The sequence below is a fragment of the Streptococcus himalayensis genome, from assembly GCF_001708305.1.
GTDB lineage: Bacteria > Bacillota > Bacilli > Lactobacillales > Streptococcaceae > Streptococcus > Streptococcus himalayensis.
The window spans coordinates 995,404-1,021,497 of record NZ_CP016953.1 but is presented as its reverse complement, the minus strand read 5'-3'; the positions used below and the strand labels follow the sequence as shown (position 1 = coordinate 1,021,497).

At 41.4% G+C, this 26,094-nt stretch carries 19 protein-coding genes; 2 read left to right on the top strand and 17 right to left on the bottom strand.

The window, feature by feature from the left end; all coding sequences use genetic code 11:
• Positions 1 to 21: 21 nt before the first annotated feature.
• From BFM96_RS04845 to BFM96_RS04825, 5 genes are all read right to left on the bottom strand, one after another.
• Positions 22 to 1,998, bottom strand: coding sequence for a peptide ABC transporter substrate-binding protein (locus tag BFM96_RS04845; RefSeq protein WP_068991046.1), 1,977 nt, complete (start codon positions 1,996 to 1,998; stop codon positions 22 to 24).
• A gap of 279 nt (positions 1,999 to 2,277) precedes the next feature.
• The gene (locus tag BFM96_RS04840) at positions 2,278 to 4,257 is read right to left on the bottom strand and encodes a peptide ABC transporter substrate-binding protein (RefSeq protein WP_068991045.1); all 1,980 of its coding nucleotides are present in this window, start codon (positions 4,255 to 4,257) and stop codon (positions 2,278 to 2,280) included.
• 155 nt (positions 4,258 to 4,412) lie between these two features.
• Complete coding sequence (locus BFM96_RS04835) at positions 4,413 to 6,398, bottom strand: peptide ABC transporter substrate-binding protein (RefSeq protein ID WP_068991044.1); 1,986 nt, start codon at positions 6,396 to 6,398, stop codon at positions 4,413 to 4,415.
• A gap of 156 nt (positions 6,399 to 6,554) precedes the next feature.
• Entirely contained in the window at positions 6,555 to 8,519 is a 1,965-nt protein-coding gene (locus tag BFM96_RS04830; protein WP_068991042.1) for a peptide ABC transporter substrate-binding protein, read from the bottom strand.
• Positions 8,520 to 8,555: 36 nt separating this feature from the next.
• Complete coding sequence (locus BFM96_RS04825; protein WP_068991037.1) at positions 8,556 to 10,520, bottom strand: peptide ABC transporter substrate-binding protein; 1,965 nt, start codon at positions 10,518 to 10,520, stop codon at positions 8,556 to 8,558.
• Positions 10,521 to 10,900: 380 nt separating this feature from the next.
• On the opposite strand from BFM96_RS04825, the gene murQ reads away from it, so the two are divergent.
• A complete protein-coding gene (gene murQ, locus BFM96_RS04820) occupies positions 10,901 to 11,818 on the top strand; it encodes an N-acetylmuramic acid 6-phosphate etherase (RefSeq protein ID WP_068991034.1) in 918 nt (305 codons plus the stop codon).
• 110 nt (positions 11,819 to 11,928) lie between these two features.
• Here the strand turns inward: murQ and pepC are convergent, their stop codons facing one another.
• The 9 genes from pepC to BFM96_RS04775 all read right to left on the bottom strand — a co-directional run bounded on the left by pepC (position 11,929) and on the right by BFM96_RS04775 (position 21,408).
• On the bottom strand, positions 11,929 to 13,266 hold the full coding sequence (pepC, locus tag BFM96_RS04815; protein ID WP_068991032.1) for an aminopeptidase C: 1,338 nt from the start codon (positions 13,264 to 13,266) through the stop codon (positions 11,929 to 11,931).
• Between the two features lie 156 nt (positions 13,267 to 13,422).
• Positions 13,423 to 14,247: an ammonia-dependent NAD(+) synthetase gene (nadE, locus tag BFM96_RS04810; RefSeq protein WP_068991023.1), complete on the bottom strand. Its 825-nt coding sequence runs from the start codon at positions 14,245 to 14,247 to the stop codon at positions 13,423 to 13,425.
• Positions 14,244 to 15,704, bottom strand: coding sequence for a nicotinate phosphoribosyltransferase (locus BFM96_RS04805; protein WP_068991021.1), 1,461 nt, complete (start codon positions 15,702 to 15,704; stop codon positions 14,244 to 14,246). The genes nadE and BFM96_RS04805 overlap by 4 nt, the downstream gene beginning before the upstream one ends.
• A 521-nt stretch (positions 15,705 to 16,225) precedes the next feature.
• On the bottom strand, positions 16,226 to 17,137 hold the full coding sequence (trxB, locus tag BFM96_RS04800) for a thioredoxin-disulfide reductase (protein ID WP_068991018.1): 912 nt from the start codon (positions 17,135 to 17,137) through the stop codon (positions 16,226 to 16,228).
• A 10-nt stretch (positions 17,138 to 17,147) separates the two neighbouring features.
• On the bottom strand, positions 17,148 to 17,375 hold the full coding sequence (locus BFM96_RS04795; protein ID WP_068991015.1) for a DUF4059 family protein: 228 nt from the start codon (positions 17,373 to 17,375) through the stop codon (positions 17,148 to 17,150).
• Between the two features lie 161 nt (positions 17,376 to 17,536).
• Positions 17,537 to 18,280, bottom strand: a complete 744-nt coding sequence (locus BFM96_RS04790; RefSeq protein WP_068991013.1) for an amino acid ABC transporter ATP-binding protein — start codon at positions 18,278 to 18,280, stop codon at positions 17,537 to 17,539.
• Complete coding sequence (locus tag BFM96_RS04785; protein WP_068991010.1) at positions 18,277 to 19,068, bottom strand: amino acid ABC transporter permease; 792 nt, start codon at positions 19,066 to 19,068, stop codon at positions 18,277 to 18,279. Before BFM96_RS04785 ends, BFM96_RS04790 begins: the two co-directional genes overlap by 4 nt.
• A 72-nt stretch (positions 19,069 to 19,140) precedes the next feature.
• Entirely contained in the window at positions 19,141 to 19,968 is an 828-nt protein-coding gene (locus tag BFM96_RS04780; protein WP_068991004.1) for a transporter substrate-binding domain-containing protein, read from the bottom strand.
• Positions 19,969 to 20,064: 96 nt separating this feature from the next.
• Positions 20,065 to 21,408, bottom strand: coding sequence for a DEAD/DEAH box helicase (locus BFM96_RS04775; protein WP_068991002.1), 1,344 nt, complete (start codon positions 21,406 to 21,408; stop codon positions 20,065 to 20,067).
• A 143-nt stretch (positions 21,409 to 21,551) separates the two neighbouring features.
• On the opposite strand from BFM96_RS04775, the gene pbp3 reads away from it, so the two are divergent.
• Positions 21,552 to 22,793, top strand: coding sequence for a D-alanyl-D-alanine carboxypeptidase PBP3 (gene pbp3, locus BFM96_RS04770; protein ID WP_068991000.1), 1,242 nt, complete (start codon positions 21,552 to 21,554; stop codon positions 22,791 to 22,793).
• Positions 22,794 to 22,996: 203 nt separating this feature from the next.
• Here pbp3 and sufB read toward each other — a convergent pair whose 3' ends face one another.
• The 3 genes from sufB to BFM96_RS04755 are packed head-to-tail and all read right to left on the bottom strand — an operon-like array spanning position 22,997 to position 26,090.
• On the bottom strand, positions 22,997 to 24,409 hold the full coding sequence (gene sufB / locus BFM96_RS04765; RefSeq protein ID WP_067086467.1) for a Fe-S cluster assembly protein SufB: 1,413 nt from the start codon (positions 24,407 to 24,409) through the stop codon (positions 22,997 to 22,999).
• A 30-nt stretch (positions 24,410 to 24,439) separates the two neighbouring features.
• The gene (gene sufU, locus BFM96_RS04760; RefSeq protein WP_068990997.1) at positions 24,440 to 24,874 is read right to left on the bottom strand and encodes a Fe-S cluster assembly sulfur transfer protein SufU; all 435 of its coding nucleotides are present in this window, start codon (positions 24,872 to 24,874) and stop codon (positions 24,440 to 24,442) included.
• A complete protein-coding gene (locus tag BFM96_RS04755; RefSeq protein WP_068990995.1) occupies positions 24,861 to 26,090 on the bottom strand; it encodes a cysteine desulfurase in 1,230 nt (409 codons plus the stop codon). The genes sufU and BFM96_RS04755 overlap by 14 nt, the downstream gene beginning before the upstream one ends.
• Positions 26,091 to 26,094: the final 4 nt, after the last annotated feature.

Below are 26,094 nucleotides of genomic sequence, written 5' to 3'. Positions count from 1 at the left end.
GGAGAAAGTTCCAGTGAACGTTTATTCTACGTGACTTTCAAGGTCTTTTTGAGCTTTAGCGTTTGACTCTGCTTTTTCTTTGAGCCATTTTTCGCGTGCTTCATCATATTCTTTCTTGGTTACAACATTCTTACCAAGTTTCACATATTTGTAATAAACACTGTCCTTATTTCCACTTGCTGCAGATGGGAGTGTAAATGGTACGATACGTGAAATAAATGGTGCTGCACCAGTACTTGCATTCGTTGGTAACAATAGAGAACTATCGGTTAACCAAGCTTGTGCTGCTGCGTATTTTTCATAACGAACAGAAACGTCCGTCACCTCTTTATTAGCTTCTTCTGCCAATTTGTTATAGTCATCAAAGCCAACGGCTTTCGCAGAAGCATTATCTGCTCCTTCAAAACCAAAGAAGGTCTTGGTTTGTTCAGCATTTGTCGATTTCAAAATATCTAGGTAAGTCGATGGATCACTAAAGTCTGGGTTCCAACCAACGGCCCCTGACATATCCCAATCCTCAGCTTTGGCTGTCGCTGCATAATACGTGATATTGTTCGCTTCATCCTCAGACATCAACTGAAGATCAATGACGACATTTTCATTACCTAGTGTGCTTTCTACCGATTGCTTGAAGGATTGCATCCGAGCAACAAAGTTTTTAGATGTTTCCACAACGGGAACGTCGATATGAATTGGGAATTTCACACCATCAGCTTCCAATGCTTTTTTCGCTTTTTCAAACTCAGCTTTGGCTTTCTCTGGGTTGTAAATTCCATTTATCGAATCTGCTAGCTTGACATCCTTCCACTCATCGCCATAAGAAGCAATCTTTTCTTGAACGACATCTCCAAACGTCTTTTCGCCAATTGAAACGAAGTCAGACGGTACAAAGAGGTTACGAACTGCTTTTTCAGCAATTTCCTCTCCATTAACCTGTGAAGAGAAGGCATTGCGGTCAAAGGCAAAGTTGATTGCTTGACGGAAGTCTTTATTCAACAAAGCCTTCTTAGTAGATGTTTTTTCTTCATCTGTCGTCTTAGAGGTGTGTTCATAGCTTTGACGGTCAATGTTGACTCCGATCGCGCTACTGCCTACTCCTGGTTGAGTCGTGTAGATATTTTCTTTGAAATCTTCAGCTACCTTAGAATAGTTTGGACTTGAAGGGAACAGACGAGCAACAGAGTAGGCTCCATCTGTAAAGTTACGTGCAAGAGAGTCCACATCTTGACCATCATAGTAAGATAGTTTCACTGCATCAACATGAACATTGTCTTTGTCCCAATAGTTTTCATTTTTGACAAACTCAACAGATGATTTAGAAACCAATGATTTCAAAAGGAATGGTCCATTGTATAGAAGAGAAGATGGGTCTGTCGGTTGGGCAAACTTATCTCCCTTAGATGTCAAGAATTCTTCATTGACAGGGTAGAGAATTCCGTTTGTCGTTTTAGAATTCCAATATGGTTCTGGAGAATTTAAGGTATATTGAACCGTATAATCATCAAGAGCCTTCACTCCGACACTAGCAAAATCCTTGCTTTCACCATTTACATACGCTGCCAAGCCCTTGATCGAATCTTGAATCAAGTAAAGAGATTCTGATTTTTTATCTGCAGCATGCTTTAATCCTGCAACGAAGTCTTTCGCAGTTACTTCAGCATACTCTTCGCCTTCAGTCGTGTACCATTTAGCACCTTTACGAAGTTTATACGTATAGGTCAAGCCGTCCTTAGAAACTTTCCAATCCTCTGCAAGAGACGGAACTAGGTTCCCATAGTTATCATTTGCTAGAAGTCCGTCAACCCCATTTGTCACCAAATCAAGCGTTGAAGCCTTCGAAGTTAGTAAGTAATCTAATGATTCAGGGTCGGTTGCATAGACATAGCTATAAGTATTTCCATCACCACCTGACGACTTAGAGCTACTTGAGCAGGCTGCCAATACACCGATGCTCAGCAAGCTTACACCTGCTAAAGCGAATAATTTGCTTTTGTTCATAGCAATTCTCCATTTACTGTTAATTTCTATCATTATACCATAAAAAAACCTTAAAGTACAATAAATTTTCTGAATATTTTTTGGATTGAAATCCCTTGCTACATTCCATCTAAAGCGCTATCATTCTTTTTGGTTTACTTGCATGTTTATACGCCTATAAATCCCTTCCAGTCATAAAATCACAGATAAAAGTGCCTGTCGAAAAATCACCGTCTTAACCACACCAAAAAAGGTTGGAACAGGGCATTCCAACCTCAATGATAGCAACACACAATGAACTTATTTCACGTGTTTTGCTAAATCTTCTTGGTATTTAGCATTTGATTCTGCTTTTTCTTTCAACCATTTTTCACGAGCTTCATCATATTCTTTCTTGGTTACAACTCCACCGTTTGGCTGTCTGTACTTGTAGTAATCTGTTGAGTGAGCTTTGCTTCCTGTCTCTGCATAAGCACCAGAGAATGGTTTCAATCGAGACAATTGTGGCGCTCCACCAGGTGCACCTTGGATTGGGATAATCAATGAACTATCTGTCAACCAAGCTTGGGCTGCTGCATATTTTTCATAACGACTCATAGTATCAAGAACCTCTGCCCCAGCTTCATTGGCCAATTTATCATATTCTTGGAGGCCCACTTGCTTAGCTGCTGCATTATCTGCCCCTTCATAACCTAAATAAGTCTTGGAATATTCTTGCTCTGTTGTTTTCAAAATATCTAGGTAGGTAGATGGGTCCGGATAGTCTGGAGTCCAACCAACCGATGTTGAAATATCCCAGTCTTGCGCTGCTGCAGTAGCTGCATAATAAGTGATATTAAGTAACTCATCTTGAGACATTTGTTGGATATCAATCACGACATTTTCTGATCCCAAATTCTTTTCAATAGATTGTTTCAAGGATTGAATTTGAAGGATTCCTGTCTTGTCTGTTTCTGCAACAGGAACATCCAAATGGATTGGGAATTGTACCCCTTCTGCTTGCAAGGCTTCTTTAGCTTTAGCAAATTCTGCTTTGGCTTTCTCAGGATTGTAGATGCTATCTTTGGAGTCTGCTAACTTGACATCCTTCCACTCATCTCCATAGCTCGCAATTTTCTCCTCAACAAGGTCCCCAAAACTCTTATCTCCAACTTGGACAAAGTTCGATGGGACGAAAAGATTTCGTACAGAAAGTTCTGCAGCCTCTTCCCCATTTACCTGTGCCACAAAAGCTTTTCTATCCAAGGCAAAGCTCAAAGCTTGACGGAAGTCTTTATTTAAAATAGCTTTTTTCGTGGATGATTTTTGCTCATCTGTTGTCTTAGATGAATGGTTGTAATTTTGACGGTCAATGTTAATCCCTATTCCAAAGGTAGTTGCTTGTGGTTGTGTATAGTAGATATTTTCTTTGAATTTCTCAGCAACCGTTGAGTAGTTTGAACTATTTGGGAATAGGCGGGCAACAATAAAGTTTCCATCAGAGAAGCCACGACCCAAGGTATCTACATCTTGACCATCAAAGTAAGTCATCTTAACATTATCAAAATGCACATTGTCCTTATCCCAATAATTTTCGTTCTTCGCATATTCAATCGTTGATTTTGAAACCAAGGACTTGATGATATATGGGCCATTGTAAAGGATGGAGCTAGGATCTGTCGCTTGACCGAACTTATCTCCCTTGGCTTTCAGGAACTCTTCATTCACTGGAAACAAAGTCGCAGATGTTGTTTTGGCATTCCAGTATGGTTCTGGATTATTCAAGGTATATTGAACAGTATAGTCATCTAAAGCCTTGACGCCCACTTCTGAGAAATCTTTTGTCTTACCTGTTACATAGTCATCAAGTCCCTTAACGGAATTTTGGACTAGGATAAGGGCTTCTGATTTCCCATCTGCAGCATGTTTCAAACCTGCCACAAAGTCTTGAGCCTTCACTTCTGCATATTCTTCACCATCTGAAGTATACCAGTTAACTCCCTTGCGCAGGGTATACGTGTAGGTCAATCCATCTTTTGAGACCGTCCAATCTTCCGCCAAAGAAGGGATTAGATTTCCATATTTGTCGTTTTCTAATAAACCATCAATCGCACTAGCCACCAAGTCATGGGTACTTGCCTTTCCTGAAGCAAGATAATCCAGTGTTTCAGGATCCGTTGCATATACATAAGAATAGGTACTTCCTTCTTTTGACGAGTCTGACCCACCCGAACAAGCTGCTAGTAAGCCAGCACTAAGCAGAGCAACTCCTGCCAATGCTAAAACTTTCGATTTTTTCATCGTAAACCTCCATTGTTATTTTTACATGTAAGCGAATTATATCATAAAAGAAAGACAATTCAATGAATTTTCTGAAGATTTTTGTGAAAATAGACATTTTTCGTTTGTGCGTACAAAAATATTAGAAGTCTATGCGACTTCTAATATTTAGCTATTTATTTTACGTGTTTTGCCAAATCTTCTTGGTATTTGGCATTGGATTCTGCTTTTTCTTTTTGCCATTTTTCCAATGCTTTTTGGTATTCAGCTGTCGTTGCCGGCTCGTCTTGTAATTCAACATACTTGTAGACAACGTTTGGATCGGCTCCTTTATTTCCACTCCATGCAAAGGCTGTTGAGAATGGAACCGTCTTTCTTAGCATAGCTGTTGCACCATTTGACATTGATGGGATGATCAAGGCACTATCTGTTAGCCAAGCCTGAGCAGCCGCATATTTTTCATAGCGTTTATTGAGATCTAATTTCTCATTATCTGCTGCATTTACCAATTCTTCAAACTCTGTCAAGCCAACTGTTTTAGCTGCCGCATTGTCCTTGCCTGCATCAAATCCAAGGAATAATTTCGTATTGTCCCCAGAAGATGGTTTGATAATGTTGAGGTAGGTAGATGGATCTTGGAAGTCTGGAATCCAGCCGACGATGTCTGAAATGTCCCAACCCGCTTGAGCTGCTGTTGGTGCATAGTAGGTCATATTCAAGACATCTTCTTCTGACAACTGTTGAATATCAATCACGACATTGTCAGTTCCCAAAGATTCTTCGATGGATTGTTTAAGCGATTGCAAACGAGCAACACGCGCTTTATCGGTTTTAATCGTTGGCGCATCCAAGCGAATTGGGAATTCTACTCCTTCAGCTTGCAGAGCTTCTTTAGCTTTGGCAAATTCTGCCTTGGCTTTTTCTGGATTGTAAAGACCGTTTTGTCCATCTGATAAATCAACATCTTTCCATTCATCCCCCTTGCTTTGAAGGTCAGCCTCTACTATGTCTCCAAAACTCTTGTCTCCAGCTGCTACAAAGGTTGGAGGAACAAACATATTTCTCAAAACCTTGCTTGCACCATCTTTTCCGTTAATTTGAGCAGAGTAGCTTTCGCGGTCAAAGGCAAAGGCTAACGCTTGACGGAAATCTTTATTCAAGAGTGCTTTTTTCGTAGAAGTCTTTTGAGCATCTGTCGTTTTTGAGGTATGGTCATAGGACTGACGATCAATATTCATCCCAACGATATAACTAGCTGAACCTTGAGGAGCATAGGTAATATTTTCGCTAAACTGTTTTTTCACAGCATCATAGCTGGCACTATTTGGAAAGACTCGAGCGATACTATACACGCCGTCAGCAAAGTTTTTCGCTAATGAATCTTGGTCTGAACCATCATAGTAAGACAACTTCACATTATCGATATGAACATTGTCCTTGTCCCAGTAATTTTCATTCTTGGCAAATTCAATCGCAGATTTTGCTGTAATTGATTTAAGAATGAACGGTCCGTTGTAAAGCAAGGTTGTTGGATCTGTCGCACTGGCAAACTTATCCCCTTGAGACTTGAGGAATTCCTCATTTACAGGGTACAAAATTCCCATCGTCGTTTTAGAATTCCAGTAACTCTCTGGTTGATTGAGAGTGTATTCGACTGTATAGTCATCAATCGCTTTAATCCCAACGGAAGCAAAGTCTTTATTTTTTCCCTTGATATAGTCGTCCAAGCCCTTGATAGAATCTTGAATCAAGTAAAGTGCTTGAGATTCCTTATCTGCTGCATATTTTAGACCAGTGACAAAATCCTGTGCCTTTACTTCTGCATATTCTTCACCTTCAGAAGTGTACCAGTTAACCCCTTTCCGAAGTTTATAGGTATAGGTCAATCCATCTTTTGAGACAGTCCAATCCTCTGCCATAGATGGAACAAAGTTCCCATAACGGTCATTTTCGAGCAAACCATCAATGACATTCGTTGTAATATCATGGATAGCTGCCTTACTAGATGTCAAATAGTCCAGATTCTCAGGATCTGTTTGATACACATAAGAATAAGTCTTGCCTGCTCCTGCTGAATTGGAATTCGAACCTGAGCATGCTGCTAAAAATCCTGCACTAAGCAAGGTGATACCTGCTAATGCTAGTACTTTTGATTTTTTCATAGAAAACCTCCACTGTTATTTTTAGATGTAAGCGAATTATATCATAAAAGAAACAGAATACAATGAATTTTCTGAAGATTATTCAATAATTGAACAGTTTTCTTTATTTTGTGCAAAAAAAGATTAGAAGTTTGGTAGACTTCTAATCTTTTTCTATTATTTTACGTGTTTTGCTAAATCTTCTTGGTATTTCGCATTGGATTCTGCTTTTTCTTTCACCCATTTTTCACGAGCGGTTTCGTAATCTTTTACTGTCACAATGTCTTTTTGGACTTGTTTGTATTTGAAGATGGTTGCATCCCCTTTTGTTCCGACATCAGATGTCGGTGAGGAGAATGGGACAACCTTAGATAATTGTGGACGTCCACCTTTTGAAACAGTTGGAATGATAAGGGCGCTATCTTGCAACCAAGCTTCTGCTTCTGCGTATTTTTCATAACGCACTTTAACATCTTGCTCTTTATTGGCTTCCTTGAGCATATCTGTGTATTTATCTAAGCCAACGGCTTGAATTTTCGCATTGTCTTGACCTGGTTCCAAACCAATATTTTGAAGCATTCCACCATTTTCTATGTTCAAAATATCTAGGTAGGTTGATGGGTCTTGGAAGTCTGGCCCCCAACCTGATACATCAAAGTCATAGTCTTTTTGAGCAGCCCTTGTTGCAAAGTAACTAGCGTTATTCACCTCATCCTCAGAAGCATTTTGAAGATCAATCACGACATTCTCTGCACCTAATGCTGCTTCAATCGATTGTTTGATGGAGCTCTTTCTAGCAACATCGTTCTTATCTGTTTCTTCTACGAGTACATCCAAATGAATTGGGAACTGAACTCCTTTGGCTTCCAATTCAGTCTTGGCTTGCGCCATTTTTTCTTTTGCTTTTGTCGGATTGTAGTAGGCATTGGTCGCATCTGCCAAGTTGATGTCTGCCCACTCTTTGCCGTAGTTGACTAGCTTTTCACCGACCACATCACCGTAATTCTTGTCTCCGATTTGTACGAAGGTTGGTGGTACCAGAGTATTCCGCAATGTTGCAGTAGCTAATTTTTCACCATTCATCTGTGCAGCCATCCCTGTCTTATCCAGAGCAAATTTAATGGCTTGACGGAAGTTTTTGTTTAAAATTGCTTCATTGGTTGCTGCTTTTTGGGCATCATCTTTCTTAGAAGTATGCTTGTAAGATTTCCGATCTAAGTTGTAATTGAAATAATAGCTCGTCGCATCTTGTTGAGAGACATAGATATAATCCTTGAACTCTTTTTCAATCGCTGGGTAGCTCGTGGTATTTGGATAGAGAACTGCACCTGTGTAGGCACCATCTTTAAAGTTACGTGCCAGAGATTCCAAATCTGATCCGTCAAAGTAAGCCAACTTCACATTGTCGATATGAACATTGTCTTTATCATAATAGTTTGGATTTTTCGCATATTCCATGGAAGATTTAGTAACCCAAGACTTCAACAGGTAAGGTCCGTTTGAAAGAATGCTATCTGTCTTTGCAGAACCAAACTCTTTACCTTTTGATTTCAAGAATTCTTCGTTGATTGGGAAGAGAATTCCCATGGTTGTTTTTGAATTCCAGTAAGATTCAGGAGCATTCAACGTATATTCGACCGTATAGTCATCAACAGCTTTAATGCCGACACTGCTGAAATCCTTATTTTCCCCTTTAGCGTACTCTTTCAAACCTTTGATAGAGTCTTCAACGATGTAGAGGGCTTCTGATTTAGAATCAACTGCGTGTTTCAAACCTGTAACAAAGTCTTGAGCTTTGACATCTGCGTATTCTTCACCTTCAGATGTGTACCATTTGGCATCTTTACGGAGTTTGTAAGTATAGGTCAACCCATCTTTTGAAACTGTCCAATCTTCTGCTAAAGACGGAACCAAATTTCCATATTGGTCATTTTCAAGAAGGCCATCCACCAAGTTACTGGTCACCTCAGAAGTTGAGGCACGGTTAGCAAAGGTATAATCTAGCGTATCTGGATCCAAAGTGTAAACGTAGGAATAGGTATTGCCTGAATCACCCGTTGAGCTTCCGCCACTACAAGCAGTTAAGAGTACTCCTGCACTCACGAGAACACCAGCTGTTACGAGCCATTTTTTTGTTTTCATAGTTTTTTCTCCTTTTTGATAGAATTGCTTTTATCATTAGCGAATATGTTTCACTAAATCCTCTTGTGCCTTTTTATTGGATTCGGCCTTTTCTTTTCGCCATTTTTCACGAGCAGTCTCCCAATCTTTGGCGACTACAATATCTTTTTGAACCTTTCGATACTTGTAGTAAGTCCCGACACCTTTGGTTCCGACATCTGCATTTGCAGAAGAAAATGGAACAATCCGTGAGACAGATGGGCGACCACCCAGAGAGGCATAAGGCATAATCACGCCGTTATCTAGCAACCAAGCTTCAGCTTCTGCATATTTCTCATAACGCATTTTAACATCTTGCTCTTTATTGGCTTCCTTGACCATGTTCGTATAGGTATCTAGAGCAACTGTTTGAATCTTATCATTGGCTTGATCAGGATCAAAACCAAAATTGGCAATAGAGCCTCCATTATCCACTCGAATGGTATCAAGATAAGTCGATGGATCTTGGAAGTCTGGAGACCAACCGCCTCCGCCAAGATCGTAATCTTTTTGAGCAGCCGTGGTTGCAAAATACCCTGCATTATTATAGTCGTCCTCTGATAATTTTTGAAGGTCAATGACAACATTTTCGGTTCCTAACGTCGCTTCAATAGATTGCTTCAAGGAACTCATCTGATCCACAAAGGTTTTGCTTGTTTGTGAAACGATGACATCCAAATGAATCGGGAATTGAACTCCTTTAGCTTCCAATTCAGACTTGGCTTGGGCAAAGTTTTCTTTGGCTTTTTCTGGATTATAGTAGGCATCCTGAGCATCTGCAAGATTGATATTGCTCCATTGACTACCGTAGTTGACCAATTTCTCACCAAGAACTTCTCCGTAGGTCTTGTCCCCAATTTGCACAAAACTTGGTGGTACCAAGGTATTTCGTAACGTCTTGCTGGCTAACTTTTCACCATTTAGCTGGGCACTGTATTTCGTTCGGTCAAAAGCAAAATTAATGGCTAGACGGAAGTTTTTATTGAGCACTGCTTCTTTCGTCGCATTCTTTTGTGCATCATTTGTTTTAGAAGTATGTTTGTAAGATTGACGATCGAAATTAAAATTCATGTAATAAGATGTCGCATCTTGTGAGCCAACAATGATATTCTCTGCAAACTCTTTTTCAACCGCTGGATAGCTAGAACTGTTAGGGAACAAGGTAGCCGTTGTATAGGCCCCGTCCTTAAAGTTTCGAATCAAGGACTCTTGGTCTGAACCGTCAAAATAAGATAACTTGATATGCTCGATATGCACATTATCCTTATCATAGTACTGTGGATTTTTCACATATTCGATAGAGGACTTAGAAACCCATGATTTCAAGAGATAGGGACCATTATAAAGGATACTATCTGGCTTGGGACTGCCGTAGTCTTTTCCTTTGGACTTCAAAAATTCCTCATTGACAGGAAATAGCGTTCCCATGGTTGTTTTTGAATTCCAATAGGTTTCGGGAGCCGTGAGAGTATATTCGACCGTATAATCATCAATTGCCTTTACACCAACTTCGCTGAAATCCTTGATTTTCCCATCAACATAGTCTTTTAAGCCCTTGACGGAATCTTCGACAATATACAGGGATTCTGACTTGCTATCGGCCGCATGCTTCAAACCTGTCACAAAGTCTTGGGCAGTCACACCAGCATACTCTTCACCCTCAGAGGTAAACCATTTGGCATCTTTGCGAAGTTTATAAGTATAGGTCAGTCCATCTTTTGAAACGAACCAATCCTCAGCTAGAGACGGGATTAAATTCCCATAGCGGTCACTTTCAAGCAACCCATCAACCAGGTTACTGGTCACATCTGAAGTTGTTGCTCGATTGGCAAATACATAATCAAGCGTATCCGGATCTGTACTATACACATAATAGTAGGTGTTGTCTGATGAACTTCCTGTGCTATTTCCGCTACAAGCTGCCAGCATCAGCCCAGTACTCAGTAAGATACCAGCCGCTAATAGTCCTGTTCTTTTTTTCATCACTTCGCCCCTTTCATGTCACTTTTTATAACATATTCCGATTATAGCAAAAATTCTGATTATTGTAAAGATATATTCTTCATTTTTTAATAAAAAAACTTTTTTAGTGCTATTTGGTGTATATTATATAATCTATTGTGTTTTTTTGTATAATACGCAAAAAAAGTTATTACGATTGCTTAATGGAGAAGCAACGTTCATAAATTTTAGATTAAAAACAACTTCTATTTATCAATATTTTTTGTTAGATTTTATGGCATAGCAAGAAATCCAAAACAGGCAAAAATGGACATCATTTTGTAGAACTCCCTTTATATCCCCCATCTTCTGGAGAAAGGTGTATAATAAAACAAAGAACAAGTAACCAAAGGAGACGATTGATGGAGATTCATGCATTACACACGGAACAGCGCAATCCAGCTTCTGCAGCTATTGAAGAGATGAGTATTGCAGCATTAACAGCCTATATCAATAGAGAGGATCAAACTGTTGCCCAAGCTGTTGCTCAGGTATTGCCACAGGTCAATCTTGTGATAGAACAGGCTGTTCAATGTGTGCGCAATCAGGGAAGAATATTTTATATAGGGGCAGGAACATCTGGACGACTAGGAATTTTAGATGCTTCTGAATGCCCACCGACCTATGGCGTTTCTCCGGAACTCGTACAAGGGATCATTGCAGGAGGCTCGTCAGCCATTCTAGCTGCACAAGAGGGAGCAGAAGATAATCAGCTTGCTGCGGAGGAAGATTTACAGGCACATCAGCTAAGTGCTAAGGATATCGTCATTGGACTAGCAGCTTCAGGACGGACACCTTATGTGCTTTCAGGACTTGCTTATGCGAAGAAAATCGGTGCTAAGACAGCTTCGATTTCCTGTGTAGAAGGAGCAGCCTTATCAGATTTCGCAGATATTGCAATAGAAGTGCTGGTCGGTCCAGAAGTGGTTGCAGGATCCAGTCGTATGAAGGCTGGGACTGCTCAAAAACTAATTTTAAATATGATTTCAACAGCTACTATGATTCAGCTAGGTAAAGTCTATAAGGGCTATATGGTCGATGTGCAGCCAAGCAATGCCAAATTGATTGAACGAGCGAAGCGCATTATCCAACAAACCACAGCTTGTAGTGAGGAAGAAGCAGAACAAGTATTTTCTCAGTCAAAACAGCAAGTGAAAAAAGCTATTCTCATGCAGTTGGGGCAACTAAATCTAGCTGAAGCAGAGAGCTTACTAGAAGCCTATCAAGATCATATTGTTCTTGCCATTCGAGCATTAGGAGATAAAAGTAGCTCGAAATAGATCATAAAAAAACGCATAAAGTCAATGAGAATAGTCATTGATTCTATGCGTTTTTAATATTTGAAGAGTTTTATTCACGTTCTCTGCGTTTTGCAGTGATTTACGTTTGCTTATTTGCTAGCCAATGCTCCCATTGGATCCCATGGCGCAAGAACAATTGGCTCTGCATTGTAGGCTGCAAGCTCTGCCTCTGTTAAGAATTCTTTGCGGACAACGATTTGATAGGTATATTCATCCATCCAGCTATCGCTTGCAACAAAATACCCCTTATCGCCAACCTTGTCTCCCCAAGAATTTTCAATCTTCCATTTAATGGATTGTCCATTTTCATCAAGATCGACACCCGTTAAGACCATTGCGTGAGTCATCAGACTTTCACCGTAGTCAAGACGGCTGGCCTTGTCTTGGTGGAGGTCAATTTTCATACTAGAAGCAAAATCATACATGCCATTTGCCATGACACCTGTCTTACGATTGCTGGATTGACCGACATCAGACCCAAACCAGACCGTTTCACCAGCCTGCATTTGAGCAATAGCAAGGGATTTCAAGCGATCCATTTCCACGTTAAGGTAGCGTACAGGTCGGCTGCCCACTACGTTTCCGAGCATTTCAACGGTGTAAGACTTGCCATACGGTTTGCCAGCAGTCGGTGCGTTGATGATGGAGACGTAGTCATCCAGTTGAATATCCACATATTTTTTGTAAAATTCTTGCGGAGTTAAGCCTGTTTCGCTATGGTAGTGATCGTCTTTATCTCGGTAGGCAAAATCAAAGGTACGAGGTGGTAAGCCAAGCGACATGGCAAGGAAGTTAAAGATTTCTTGCAAGAGTTCTTCTTTTTTTGTCTGAATATCTTCTTGAGTTTGGCCTGCTGTCACCAAATCACGTAAAATTTGGGCATCCTGGCGTAGCAATTTATTGAGGACAGCATTGAGTTCACGGCTGTTGCTGGAAGAGATGGATTCTGGATAGACTGATTTTGGCACAACACCGTATTTTTCAAAGAGGGATACGACCATGTCCCATTGACCACCGTCTTGTTGAGGAACATCTAATAGAAATTTGACCTTGCGGCTGGTTAATGCTTGATCAGCTGTCGCTAAAATTTGTTCTAAAAACCAGTTGGATTTCTCATATTTATCCCAAAAGAAGGTATGGGCTTGAGAGAGTTCAAAGTCTTCCAATTGGAAACCAGCGATCATTTTGTGGCGGAAGGTATTGAGGGCGGCAAACATCCAGCAGCGACCAGAAGCCTTTTGGTTGCTGACCTTGTCTTTGGTTAAATCAATGGAAAAAACAGGGGTATTTTCGACACTGCTGCTGCGTTTTTCGAGAGAAGCATAGATACCATTGTGGGTTACTGCATTTTCCGTGGCTGCAAAGTGCTGATTGGCTTCGTAATCAGCAAAAAATCGATCGGTTAATGATTGGTGTAATGAATTCATAAGATTCTCCTTTTCTATTAAGACCTATTATAGACCTTTTTCGAAAATCTTCAAGTACGGACTAAAAGAGTAAGAAAAAAGAGAGAATACTCCTGATTTCTCTGAAATCGATTGTTCTCTCTTTCTAGTTGCTTATAGCTGTTTTGGCATCTCGTTTTATTTCCAAAAATCATCGAAAATAGTAATGGGAAGATGGCGTTTGTGCTCTGTTTTTTTCCACCAATTCTCAATGACGGCTTGGGCTTCTGGCTCAATTGCTTTACCTTCTAGGTAGTCGTCAATCTTATCGTAGGTCACTCCAAGTGCTACCTCATCTGTTAACCCAGGTCTTTCTTCTTCCAAATCCGCTATGGGAATTTTTTCGTAGAGGGAGCGGTCTGCTCCAAGTTCTGCCAAGAGTGCTCTTCCTTGGCGTTTATTGAGACGAAAAAGTGGGAGAATGTCGGCACCGCCATCACCAAATTTGGTGAAGAAACCAGTAATATTTTCAGCGGCATGGTCTGTTCCAATCACAGCACCTTGGTAACTTCCTGCCAGGGCATATTGGGCAATCATGCGACTACGGGCCTTGATATTTCCTTTATGAAAGTCAGATACGGTGCTCTCTGTCGCTTGAACGGCTTTTGTCATGGCATCGACACTTTCTTTGATATTCACAACAAGGCTCACATCAGGCTGGATAAAGGAGAGCGCTGCTTGGGCATCGTTCTCATCTGCTTGAATGCCGTACGGAAGACGAACAGCGATGAATTGATAACGCTCATCTCCCGTTTCTGCTCGCATTTCCTCCATTGCAAGCTGAGCCAATCGGCCAGCGAGCGTGGAATCTTGACCACCAGAAATCCCCAAAACATAGCTCTTTAAAAAAGGGTGTTTTTTGAGGTAATCCTTTAAAAAATCAATTGATTTACGGATTTCTTCCTGAGGATTGATGGTGGGTTTGACGCCTAATTGCTTGATAATTGTTTCTTGTAGGCTCATGCTTGGTCTCCTTGATAGGCTTTTTGCCGCATTTGGTCAATCAAATCCATCTTATCTTGCCAGACGTCTCGTGCCAAGTCCACTGGATAGTGCTGCGGATTTAACACACGCTTGTACTCATCCCATAATTTCTCAAATTCCTTACGTGCATACGCATGAATATCCATCAAATCAGGCAGCTCATACACCAGCCTTCCTTGGTCAAAAATATCTACCAAGAGTGGCACCGCCTCAAAATTACGGACGGTCTTTTTTATATAGGTATAGGTTGGATGGAACATTTCCAATTCCTTCATTTGAGAGACATCTACACCGGCATAAGTAATATAGTCTCCTTCAGATTTACCTTTTTCACAACTGGTAATCCGCCACACTTGCTTTTTACCTGGTGTCGAAACTTTTTCAGCATTGTTGGACAGCTTGATGGTGTTACGCATTCCACCGTTCTCATCTTCAATCGCCACAATCTTATAAACAGCTCCTAGAGCTGGTTGGTCAAAGGCTGTGATTAATTTGGTCCCAACGCCCCAGACATCAATTTTTGCCTTTTGCATTTTCAAATTGAGAATGGTATGCTCATCCAAATCATTGGAAGCATAGATTTTTGCATCAGGGAAACCTGCATCATCCAACTGTTGACGGACTTTCTTAGAAATATAGGCAATATCTCCCGAATCAATCCGAACACCAAGGAAGTTAATCTTATCCCCCATTTCGCGAGCAACCCGAATGGCAGCTGGGACACCTAGTTTAAAAGTGTCATAAGTATCCACTAGAAAAACACAATTCTTATGAGTCTTGGCATAGGCCTTAAAGGCCTCATAATCATTGCCATAAACTTGCACCAAGGCATGGGCATGCGTTCCTAACACAGGAATTCCAAAGCGTTTCCCAGCCCGAACATTGCTGGTGCCATTGGCCCCACCAATCACTGCCGCACGTGTCCCCCAAATAGCGGCATCCATCTCTTGGGCACGTCTCGTGCCAAACTCCATCAAGGGCTCATCATCGCCAATAACCGAGCGAATGCGCGCAGCCTTGCTGGCAATCAAGGTTTGAAAGTTGACAATATTGAGCAAAGCTGTTTCCACCAATTGGCATTGGGCTAAGGGACCTTCGACTTGCACCAAGGGTTCATTGGCAAAGACCAAATCCCCTTCTTTGGCAGACCGAACGGTTAACTCTAATTTGAAATCTGCTAAATAGCTCAAAAAATCTTCGTCGTAGCCTAACGAGCGCAGGTAAGCTATATCACTCTCTGAAAAATGCAACTCCTTGAGATAATCAACGATCCGCTCCAAACCTGCAAACACAGCATAGCCACTCTTGAAAGGATTATTTCTAAAATATAATTCAAAAACAGCTTTTTTCTGGTGAATTTTTTCCTTGAAATACACCTGCATCATATTGATTTGGTACAAATCCGTATGCAGGGTCAAACTATCATCTACAAACATAGCGACTCCTTTTCCATCGTTATGTCTATTATATCATAAAAAATAAGGAGTACGAAACCTCGCTCCTTATTTGAGATTATTCTTACATTCAAAATGTCCTGTTAGATAAGGCGAGCGATTTGAAGCCCCATTCAATTTGAGGGATTTCGTCCTCTTTGTACTCATATTTTTGTGGCATAAAAAACTCTTGTTTCGAACTTTTCTATTCTACCACAATTCTTTTTATTGTTCCAATTGAAAATATCTTATACATTTTCAGCAAAAAGGGGTGGGACAAAAGTGTTCAACCTCGTTTCTTTTATAGCTTTAACAGTTTGACGCAGTAGTTGTCTGATTTGCAAAACATTGATAAATCAACATGCTAGTAGAAGAGGCTAGCGAGCATTTCTTCGCTAGGCCTATTTCCAACCTCGCTGGGGTGGGAGTAAACGAATCTAGTGGATTAGTTTAGCCCGAACTCAGAAATAAAGAAGTGAGGCAAATCGATTTCTCCGAAATCACGATTGAGCCTCACTCTCTTTTTACCCATGTTCAACAATGTATTTATAGGCTTCTTGACCTGCAATCGCACCATCTCCAACGGCTGTTGTGATTTGTCGCAAATCTTTTTGACGGACATCTCCAATCGTATAAATACCATCAACAGCGGTTTTCATATGGTCATCCGTAATAATCCAGCCACTTTCATCTGTAATCCCTAGGCCACTTGCAAAATCACTGACAGGATCTAAACCAACATAGATAAAAGTACCGCCAAAAGCCTGCTCAGTCACTTGACCTGTCTTGACATGTTCAAACACCACGCTCTCGACACGATTTTCTCCCTTGATTTCCTTGACTACAGAATCCCAAATAAAGGAAATTTTTTCATTTGAAAAGGCACGGTCTTGAAGGAGTTTCTGGGCTCTCAATTCATCTCTGCGGTGCACAATCGTCACACTATTTGCAAACTGGGTTAAGAAAGCAGCTTCTTCAACCGCAGAATCCCCACCGCCAACAACCAAGAGATCTTCACCTCTGAAAAAAGCACCATCGCAGACAGCACAATACGAAACCCCACGGCTGTTTAATGCTTCTTCCCCAGGCACCCCCAATTTTCTATGAGATGCTCCTGTTGCGATGATCACGGTTTTTGCTTCGAAAACGGCATCTTCCGTGATGACTTTTTTTAGCCTCCCCTCTACTTGAATATCCTTCACCAAGCCAAATACATGTTCTACTCCCAATTTTTCTAAGGGTTCAAACATTTTCTCGGCCAATTCTGGACCGCTGATATGGGCATAACCTGGGTAATTTTCGATTTCTGAGGTATTATTCATTTGTCCCCCATAAATCCCTCGCTCCAACAGCCCCACCTTTAGATTGCTTCTTGCTGCATAAAGAGCAGCTGTCATCCCTGCAGGACCAGATCCAATAATCAGTGTGTCGTACATTTCTATCTCCTTATCTTGCCTTTAATACTAGTAAAATGCTCATCATGGCAAATGAGAGGACAGGAATTGTCATCACGCCAATCAACAGCATATCGTATAAATGTGCTTGCCTTGCCTTTGCTGTTTTGTCTTTATTCCGAATAGCTCGCAAGCCTATCCAAACTCCCAGCACCACTCCAATCACTATTGTTGTAAACAATAAACTTTGGAGATAGAGGGATAAAATTTGAGCAAACATGAAACCTCCACTTTTCTGCCCCTCATGGACCGACTGACGGATAACAAGCATCCAATCAGTTCTTTGGACCATCGTTTAAAGGCAATTCTTGAAAATGAGAAAGCAGGAAAAGACCAGCTTCGTACAGTCTTTTTCCCACTTTCTGTCCTTCGTCTATTATATCAAATATAGGTCCGTTTGTAACTGGCAAAGAACTCTTTTGTCCTCTCTTCTTTGGGATGGTGAATAATCTCATCAGGAGTCCCTGCTTCGATAATGTGTCCCTTGTCCAAAAAGAGAACCTTATCCGCCACTTGAGCAACAAAAGACATATCATGACTCACCAATACCATAGTCTGACCCGACTTAGCTGCATCTGCGATAGACTTTTCCACTTCTCCCACCAATTCTGGGTCAAGGGCAGAAGTTGGCTCATCTAGCAGCAAGACGTCGGGCTTCATCGCCAAGGCACGGGCCAGAGCCACCCGTTGCTTTTGACCACCAGATAAATGTCTTGGATAGTGATTTTCTCGGTCTGACAAGCCTACTTTTGCCAATTCTTCCTTGGCGATTTTTGTCGCCTCCTCATCCGATAACTTCTTAACGACCAACAAGCCTTCTTTGACATTTTCAAGAGCTGTTCTTCGTTCAAACAAATTGAACTGTTGGAATACCATGGATAATTTGCGACGGAGCGTTAATATTTCTTCGGTCGTAATGGTTGAGAAATCCACCTTAAACTCATCAATCTCGATAAAACCACTATCTGGCTCTTCTAAGTAATTCAAACTGCGTAAAAAAGTTGATTTTCCAGCACCCGAAGAGCCAATCAGGGCAATCACTTCCCCCTTTTGAATATCCAAACTCAGATTATCCAGCACTTTTTGTCCAGAAAATGTTTTACTTAATTGTGAAATATGAATCATTGACCAACTTCTCCTTTTACATTTTCAGGTGCGGCAATCGCCATCTTCTTCTCAAGGAATCGTCCCAGCTGTTCAATCACAATGTTGACAATCCAATAAACAATGGCTACGGAAATAAAGCGTTCAAAGTAACGGTAATCGGCTCCTCCCAAAATTTGGGCTTGGGCAAAGACTTCTACTACTCCCGCACTAAAGGCTAGAGAGGTTCCCTTGGTCAAGCCAATCAAGGAGTTAATCAAGGTCGGGGTAGCAACGACTGCTGCATTTGGGATAATAACCCTGCGATACACCTGCTGATCGGTCATCCCCAAACTCCTAGCCGCTTCAATCTCTCCCTTGTCAACCGAAAGAATCGCCGCACGAATCGTCTCGCTGGCATAGGCTGCTTCATTGAAGGCAAAGGCGACAATGGCAAAGACGACAGCAGGGATTGCGTTTATATTAAAAGCTGTCCCAAAGCGTAAATTGATAGCTTTCAACATCAGTGGAATTCCATAGTACGTCAACATCAACTGAACCAAGACCGGCGTTCCTCGCAAGAAACTGACAAACAAGGCTTGCAAAGGATACAAAATTTTCACACGATTGATTTTCACGATAGCAAAAATCAAGGCCAAGACTAGACCAAAAAGGGCACCTGCAAGGGTTAAAAAGAGGGTCGTTGGAAGTTTTTCAATAATCCGCGGAAGACCATCAAATACAGAGCGCCAACTAAACAGTTGCCCATCTGGAATTAATTGCATCAGATTCTGGTACCAATCTGACGCGAGTTTCGCTGTTGTAATCATAATAGTTACTTCCCTTTCTCGATAATGGATTATTCTACCACAGTTTCGATAAAATACCAAATATTTGTATTTCTATTTTTGAGAAGAAACCGTAAAATCTCCTCCAAAATAAGTTTGACTGATTTCCTTCAATCGACCTGAACTTTCCAGCTCTGCCAACCGTTGATTGACAAAGGCTTGCAATTCTTCTCCTTTTTTATCCTTTGCAAAAAGGAAATACTCCAATCCATCTTTACCAGCTGTTTCTTGAAGTTCTAAGGGCTGAATCCTTAATTTCAAGCCCTGATCCTTGCTCACATAGGTTGAAGAAATCGCATCATAAAGGATAAAATCAATCTGTCCGTTTTCAATATGCTGCAAGCGTTGAGATAGACCTGAGGAATTCGCGACGTATTGAATGTCAATCGGGGACTGGTTCGGGTGTTCCTTATTCCAATTTTCCAATAGCTGAGCATAATTCGATCCCGCAATGACCTCCGTTTTCTTGCCAGATAGATCATCCAGACTCTTGAAATCTTTGCCTTCTTGACTAACAATGCTATAATTCGACAGGGAAACAGGATCTGAAAAGAGATACTTCCCTGCCCGCTCCTCGTTGTAGTTAAAATCATTCGCTGCAATGTGGAAACGGCCAGCATCAATCCCTAGCAAAATAGAGGGAAAGTCAACCGTTTGAAATTCGAGCTCATAATCCTTTGAATTCTCAAAAATAGCTTGTAAAACTTCGATGTCGTATCCCTTAAAGACATCACCCTCCTTGTAGGTGAAAGGTGCTGTATCTGAATCTGTCGCAACAATAATCGTCTCTTTTTTAGTAGTTTCTTTTGCAGGTGAACTGCAAGCAATCAAACCAAGACTGATAAATAATGCCAATAGAATGAAAGAAATGCTTTTTTTCATGTTATAGACCTCCAGTTTTCACTCTAGTCTATCATGCATCTTCCCTTCTGCCTAATATATATTTTCTATCCCTGTGATAAAAAATATCTATCAATCCTAAAAGGTCTGTTTCTTCGCCTTACGTTCGGCTCTACCACGGGCACGATTTTCAGCTCGTCTCGTTTTCCGACGTTTTTCTTCCACCGCCCATTGAATTTTCTTTTTATAGCCAGGTTTGATTTTTTTCTTTTTCTTTTTGACCAGACCTAGCATCTCTGTATCCAGTTTTTCTCGTGTTTTCTCACGATTGGCACGACGGTCACGGTCGTAGGTTTCTTGAAATTCTCCATCCTTGAGGACTTTAGGTACAAAGGCAATTCCTATCTTTTCCAATTCACGGATGTCTGAATCATCGCTCGGCTGGTACAAGGTAATAGCTGTTCCTGCTAGCCCATTACGCCCTGTTCGACCAACGCGGTGCACAAAGAAAGACAAATCTTGCGGAATAGCGTCATTGATGACATGGCTCACCCCTTCAATATCAATCCCACGCGCTGCCAAATCCGTAGCTACAATATACTCATAATCCAAATTCTTGACTTGATTCATGATACGCTTGCGTTCACGCGGAGCAATGTCTCCATGAATCTTGGCCACTTTTAGGCCTTGAGCTGTCAAGTAGCTATGAAGCTCATCCGCCCGCGTCTTGGTATTGACAAAAATCATGGCCAAATAAGGCTGTAAAGCTTGACTAATCTCATAAATCTGAGCATTCTTATCTCGCCCCTTGGTCGAAACCAACCAGTTATCAATCGTATCTGAAATAACCGTCTTGGTCTTGATCTGCTCCATGACAGGATTGGCTAAATATTTTTTCAAAAATGGCTGCAATTTTTGTGGAATTGTTGCAGAAAAAACTAAAAATTGTAAATCTTTCGGCAACCGTGCTGCGATTTTATCTACCGTTGCCAAGAACCCCATATCAAGAGTCATATCAGCTTCATCCACCACAAAGGTCTTAGCAGTGTGAATGCTTAAATGCCCCGATTCTACCAAGTCATAGATACGCCCTGGCGTTCCGATGATGATGTGCGGTTGCTGGCTCGCTAATTTCTCTACTTGACGTGCCTTATCTGTCCCTCCGACATAGTTTGCCACTCGTATGTCGCTCGGTGCAAACTGTGCAATCTGCCGCGCAGCTTGATAAATCTGCGTAGCCAACTCACGACTGGGAGCTGTAATCACGACCTGCGGAGACGTTGCTGTTTCATCCAACTCTTGGAAAATGGGAAGCAAAAAGGTATGGGTCTTCCCAGAACCTGTCTTTGACTCTCCGACCAAATCTCGTCCCTCTAACACGATTGGAATAAGTCGTTCTTGTACTTCAGTCGCCTCGATAAAGTTCAAGTCTGCTAGCGCCTCTTGAATGTAAGGCTTAAACGTAAATTCTGTAAATTTCATGGTGTCCTCTTTTTTCTATCTATCTCATCCATTATATCAAAAAAATCCTTAAAAAGACCAATCTTGCTACGGTTTGTGCTTATTTTTAAAAAAGAAAACGGATTTTATGATACAATAACAGTAATGATAATGAGAGGACTATTATGAAAAAAATCCTATTACTAATCTTCTGCCTCTTTCTTGGCTTTCTTAGTCAGCCTGTCCATGCAGAAGACTTTGACGCTGCTGCCCAACATGCCATTGCTGTGGATGCCAAAAGCGGAAAAATTCTCTATGAAAAAAATGCTACGACATCTGTCGAGGTCGCAAGTATTAGCAAACTCATCACAGCCTATCTGGTCTACGAAGCCATTGAAGATGGAAAAATAACGTTAAAAACACCTGTGGATATTTCAGATTATCCTTATGAATTAACCTTAAATCCTGATATTTCAAATATCCCTATGGAAGCTAGACGTTATACGGTAGGTGAGCTATTGGAAGCCATGCTTATTTCTAGCAGTAATAGCGCCGCCATCGCTCTTGCTGAAAAACTTGCAGGAAGCGAAACTCAATTCGTTGATGTAATGCGTCAAAAAGTAGAATCCTGGGGTATTACAGATGCCAAATTAGTGAATGCAAGCGGGTTGAATAATGAACATCTTGACGACCATATCTATCCAAAAAGTGATAAAGATGACGAAAATAAGCTCAGCGCCTACGATGTTGCTATCATCGCTCGAAATCTGATTACAGACTATCCAGAAATTCTAAAAATTACACAGAAACCAACCTCTACTTTTGGAGGAATTCCTATTCAAAATTCAAACTATATGTTAGAAAACATGATTAGTTTCCGCTCCGGGGTAGATGGATTAAAGACAGGAAGTTCTGAGAAAGCTGGAGAAAGCTTTGTAGCGACCACCGTCCAAAATGGAATGCGGATCATTACCGTTGTTTTAAAAGCTACTGAAACCGAGGAAAATCCCTATGTACGCTTTACGACTACTTCTCAGCTCATGTCCTATATTTTTAGAAATTTTAGTGCCGTCACTCTTGTATATAAGCATGATACCTATGAAGATAGTAGTATAGCGGTTATGAATGGAAAAAAAGCCCATATCCCCGCTGTCGCTCAGGAGGATTTAACAATCATCAAGCAAAATGGCAGTCAACACAGTCCTGAAATCCACTTTAAGCCGGATGCTAAAAGCATAAAAGCTCCTATAAAAAAAGGACAAAAACTAGGAACGCTGACCTACTCCGACTCCGAACTCATTGGCCAAGGCTACCTTGGGCAGCAAGAACCCTCTGTCACCATGGTCGCTGAAAAAAGTATTGACCGCCCCTTCTTTCTGATTGCTTGGTGGCATGATTTCGTCGCTTTTGTCAATGAAAAATTATAGCAAAAAATCGCAGTATTTCCTGCGATTTTTATTAGAACCTGTATTCATAAGCGAAGTCATTCTAATCGGGAGCTTATTTTACGATAATCAAGGAGCTTTTTTGAAGGAATACTGACTGTATTTCGAAAAAAAGCAACGATGAGTAGCGAAAAATAAGTCCTGAATAGAGTTGCTGAGCTGTGAATACAGGTTCTTATTCTCTCTTAGCCGACTGACCCTTCCATTTCGTAAGCAATCAAGCGGTTGAGCTCAACTGCGTATTCCATTGGAAGTTCTTTAGTAAATGGCTCAACAAATCCCATGACAATCATCTCTGTGGCTTCACCTTCTGACAGACCACGGCTCATGAGGTAGTAGAGCTGTTCTTCAGAAATCTTAGATACTTTAGCTTCGTGCTCCAAGGCCACTTGCGAATTGTGGATTTCATTGAAGGGAATGGTATCTGATTTTGAAATATCATCCATGATAATGGTATCACACTCGATATGGCTGACTGATTTTTTAGAATTCCGTGCAAAAGTGACTTGCCCACGATAATTTACCTCTCCACCACCTTTAGCAATGGATTTTGATACAATCGAGGAGCTGGTGTGCGGTGCATTGTGAATCATCTTAGCACCTGTATCTTGGTGTTGTCCCGTATTGGCAAAAGCGATAGACAGCATGGTTCCACGCGCCCCTTCACCATCCAAGTAAACAGATGGATATTTCATGGTAGTTTTAGCCCCAAGGTTTCCATCAATCCACTCTACTGTCGCATCTTTCATCGCACGAGCACGTTTGGTAACAAGGTTATAGACATTGTCAGACCAGTTCTGAATTGTTGTATAGCGCATGTAGGCTCCATCAAGGGCAAAGATTTCAACAATCGCTGCATGCAAACTATCACTTGAATAGGTCGGTGCCGTACATCCTTCAACGTAATGCACACTTGCCCCCTCATCTACAATGATGAGGGTCCGCTCAAACTGTCCTGTACTTTCGTTATTGATTCGGAAATAAGTCTGCAAAGGAATATCACATTTGACACCTTTTGGCACATAGATAAAGGTGCCTCCAGACCATACTGCACTATTGAGAGCAGCCAATTTATTATCGGTTGGCGGCACTAATTTGGCAAAATACTGCTTGAACAAATCAGGGTATTCTTTCAAAGCTGAATCGGTATCCGTAAAGATAATGCCCAACTTCTCAAATTCTTCTTTCATATTGTGGTAAACCACTTCTGATTCGTACTGAGCAGCAGCACCTGCAAGATAAGCACGTTCTGCTTCTGGAATTCCGATGCGTTCAAAAGTTTCCTTGATTTTCTCAGGCACCTCATCCCATGAACGAGCTGGTTTGTCAGATGCCTTTTGGTAGTAAATCAAGTCATCAAAATCAATCTCAGACAAGTCTGCTCCCCAGGTTTCAAGGGGCATTTTTTTGAAAGCCTCATACGATTTCAACCGAAATTCTAACATCCATTCTGGCTCGTTTTTCGCCGCAGATAAAGCTCGAATTACGTCTTCGTTCAATCCTTTTCCGGTTGACATAATAGGCTCTACATCATCATGAAAACCGAATTTGTATTCACCGAGGTCAATCGGTTTTGGTTCTACTCTTTCCTCTGTCATTCTTTCCTCCTCTATTTCTTTGAGATTTTTCTACTCTTCATTTAAGCCTTTTTTTAGTGCATTCCAGGCCAAGGTCGCACATTTTACTCGCTGTGGAAATTTAGCAACACCTGCTAGAAAGGCAGCATCTCCTAAGTCTTTTTGGCGTACATCTGTCTTTCCTTGAACCATTTCAGAAAAGACCTGGGCTAATTCCAGCACTTCTGTCTTCGTTTTTCCTAACACCAAATCTGTCATCATACTAGCCGAAGCGGTCGAAATGGTGCAGCCTGCATTGACAAAGGCAATGTCTTGAATGGTTTCACCAGTTTCATCTAATTGCAGCGACAAGTTAATCGCATCGCCACAAGTGGGATTGTTCAAATCCACCTGATGAGCCCCAGCGATTTTCCCTTGATGATGAGGATGTTTGGAATGGTCTGCTACCACAGCCATATAAAGGCTCTCTAATTTAGAAAGTGCCATTGAAAAACTCCTTTGTCTTTTCCAGTGCTTCAAGCAATCGATCACAGTCTTCCTTGGTATTATAAAGGGAAAAACTAGCACGAACCGTTGACTGCACTCCCAAATAAGTTAGAAGCGGTTGAGCACAATGATGACCTGCTCGCACAGCTACTCCCTCATAGTCCAGTGCCGTTGCTACATCATGCGGATGTAATCCTTTTATATTAAACGAGATGACGCCTGAACGTTTTGCCAAGTCTGCCGGACCATAGATTTCAATCCCCTCCATGGTCTGTAATTTTGGAAAAACATAGGCTAGCAAGTCTGCTTCGTGAGCTGCAATGTCCTCCATCCCCACTTCTTCCAGATAGTCGATTGCTTTAGCCAGTCCAATCGCCCCTGCTATATTTGGCGTACCAGCTTCGAATTTCCAAGGTAATTCCTTCCACGTAGCAGATTGCTCATAAACAAAGTCAATCATTTCACCGCCAAATTCTACTGGTTCCATTTGGGAGAGCCATTTTTCTTTCCCGTAGAGAACACCTATTCCTGTCGGACCTAGCATCTTATGGCCTGAAAAAGCAAAGAAATCCACATCCAAATCCAATACATCAATGGCCATATGTGGAACGGATTGGGCTCCATCTACTACCATAATGGCATCAACTTCGTGCGCCAATCGAGTAATTTCTTTGATTGGATTGATGGTTCCTAAGACATTGGAGACATGGGCCAAAGAGACAAATCTTGTTTTTGGTGATAGTTTGGACTGCAAATCCTCCATATCTAGGAGCCCATCTTTCAGATAGACATAGACCAACTTTGCTCCCGTCTTTCGACAAGCTTCTTGCCAGGGGATAATATTGGCATGGTGTTCCATAATGGAAATCAAGACCTCATCTTCTGGTTGCAAGATTTGGGCTGCAAAATGTGCCACCCAATTGAGACTTGTCGTAGTCCCTCTTGTAAAAAGTACTTCCTTGGTCGATTTGGCATGGATAAATTGCCGCACACGCTCACGCGCCGCCTCATAGCGGCTAGTCGCACGTTCCGCCAAGGTATGCACACCTCGGTGAACATTGGCATTGTCCGTCTGGTAATAGTTTAGGATTTCTTCTAAAACAACTTGGGGTTTCTGCGTCGTTGCGGCATTGTCTAGATAGACCAAGGGCTCATCATGGACCAACTGGTCTAGGATTGGAAACTCTTTTTTGAGGGCATGGCTATCTACTGACATCTCT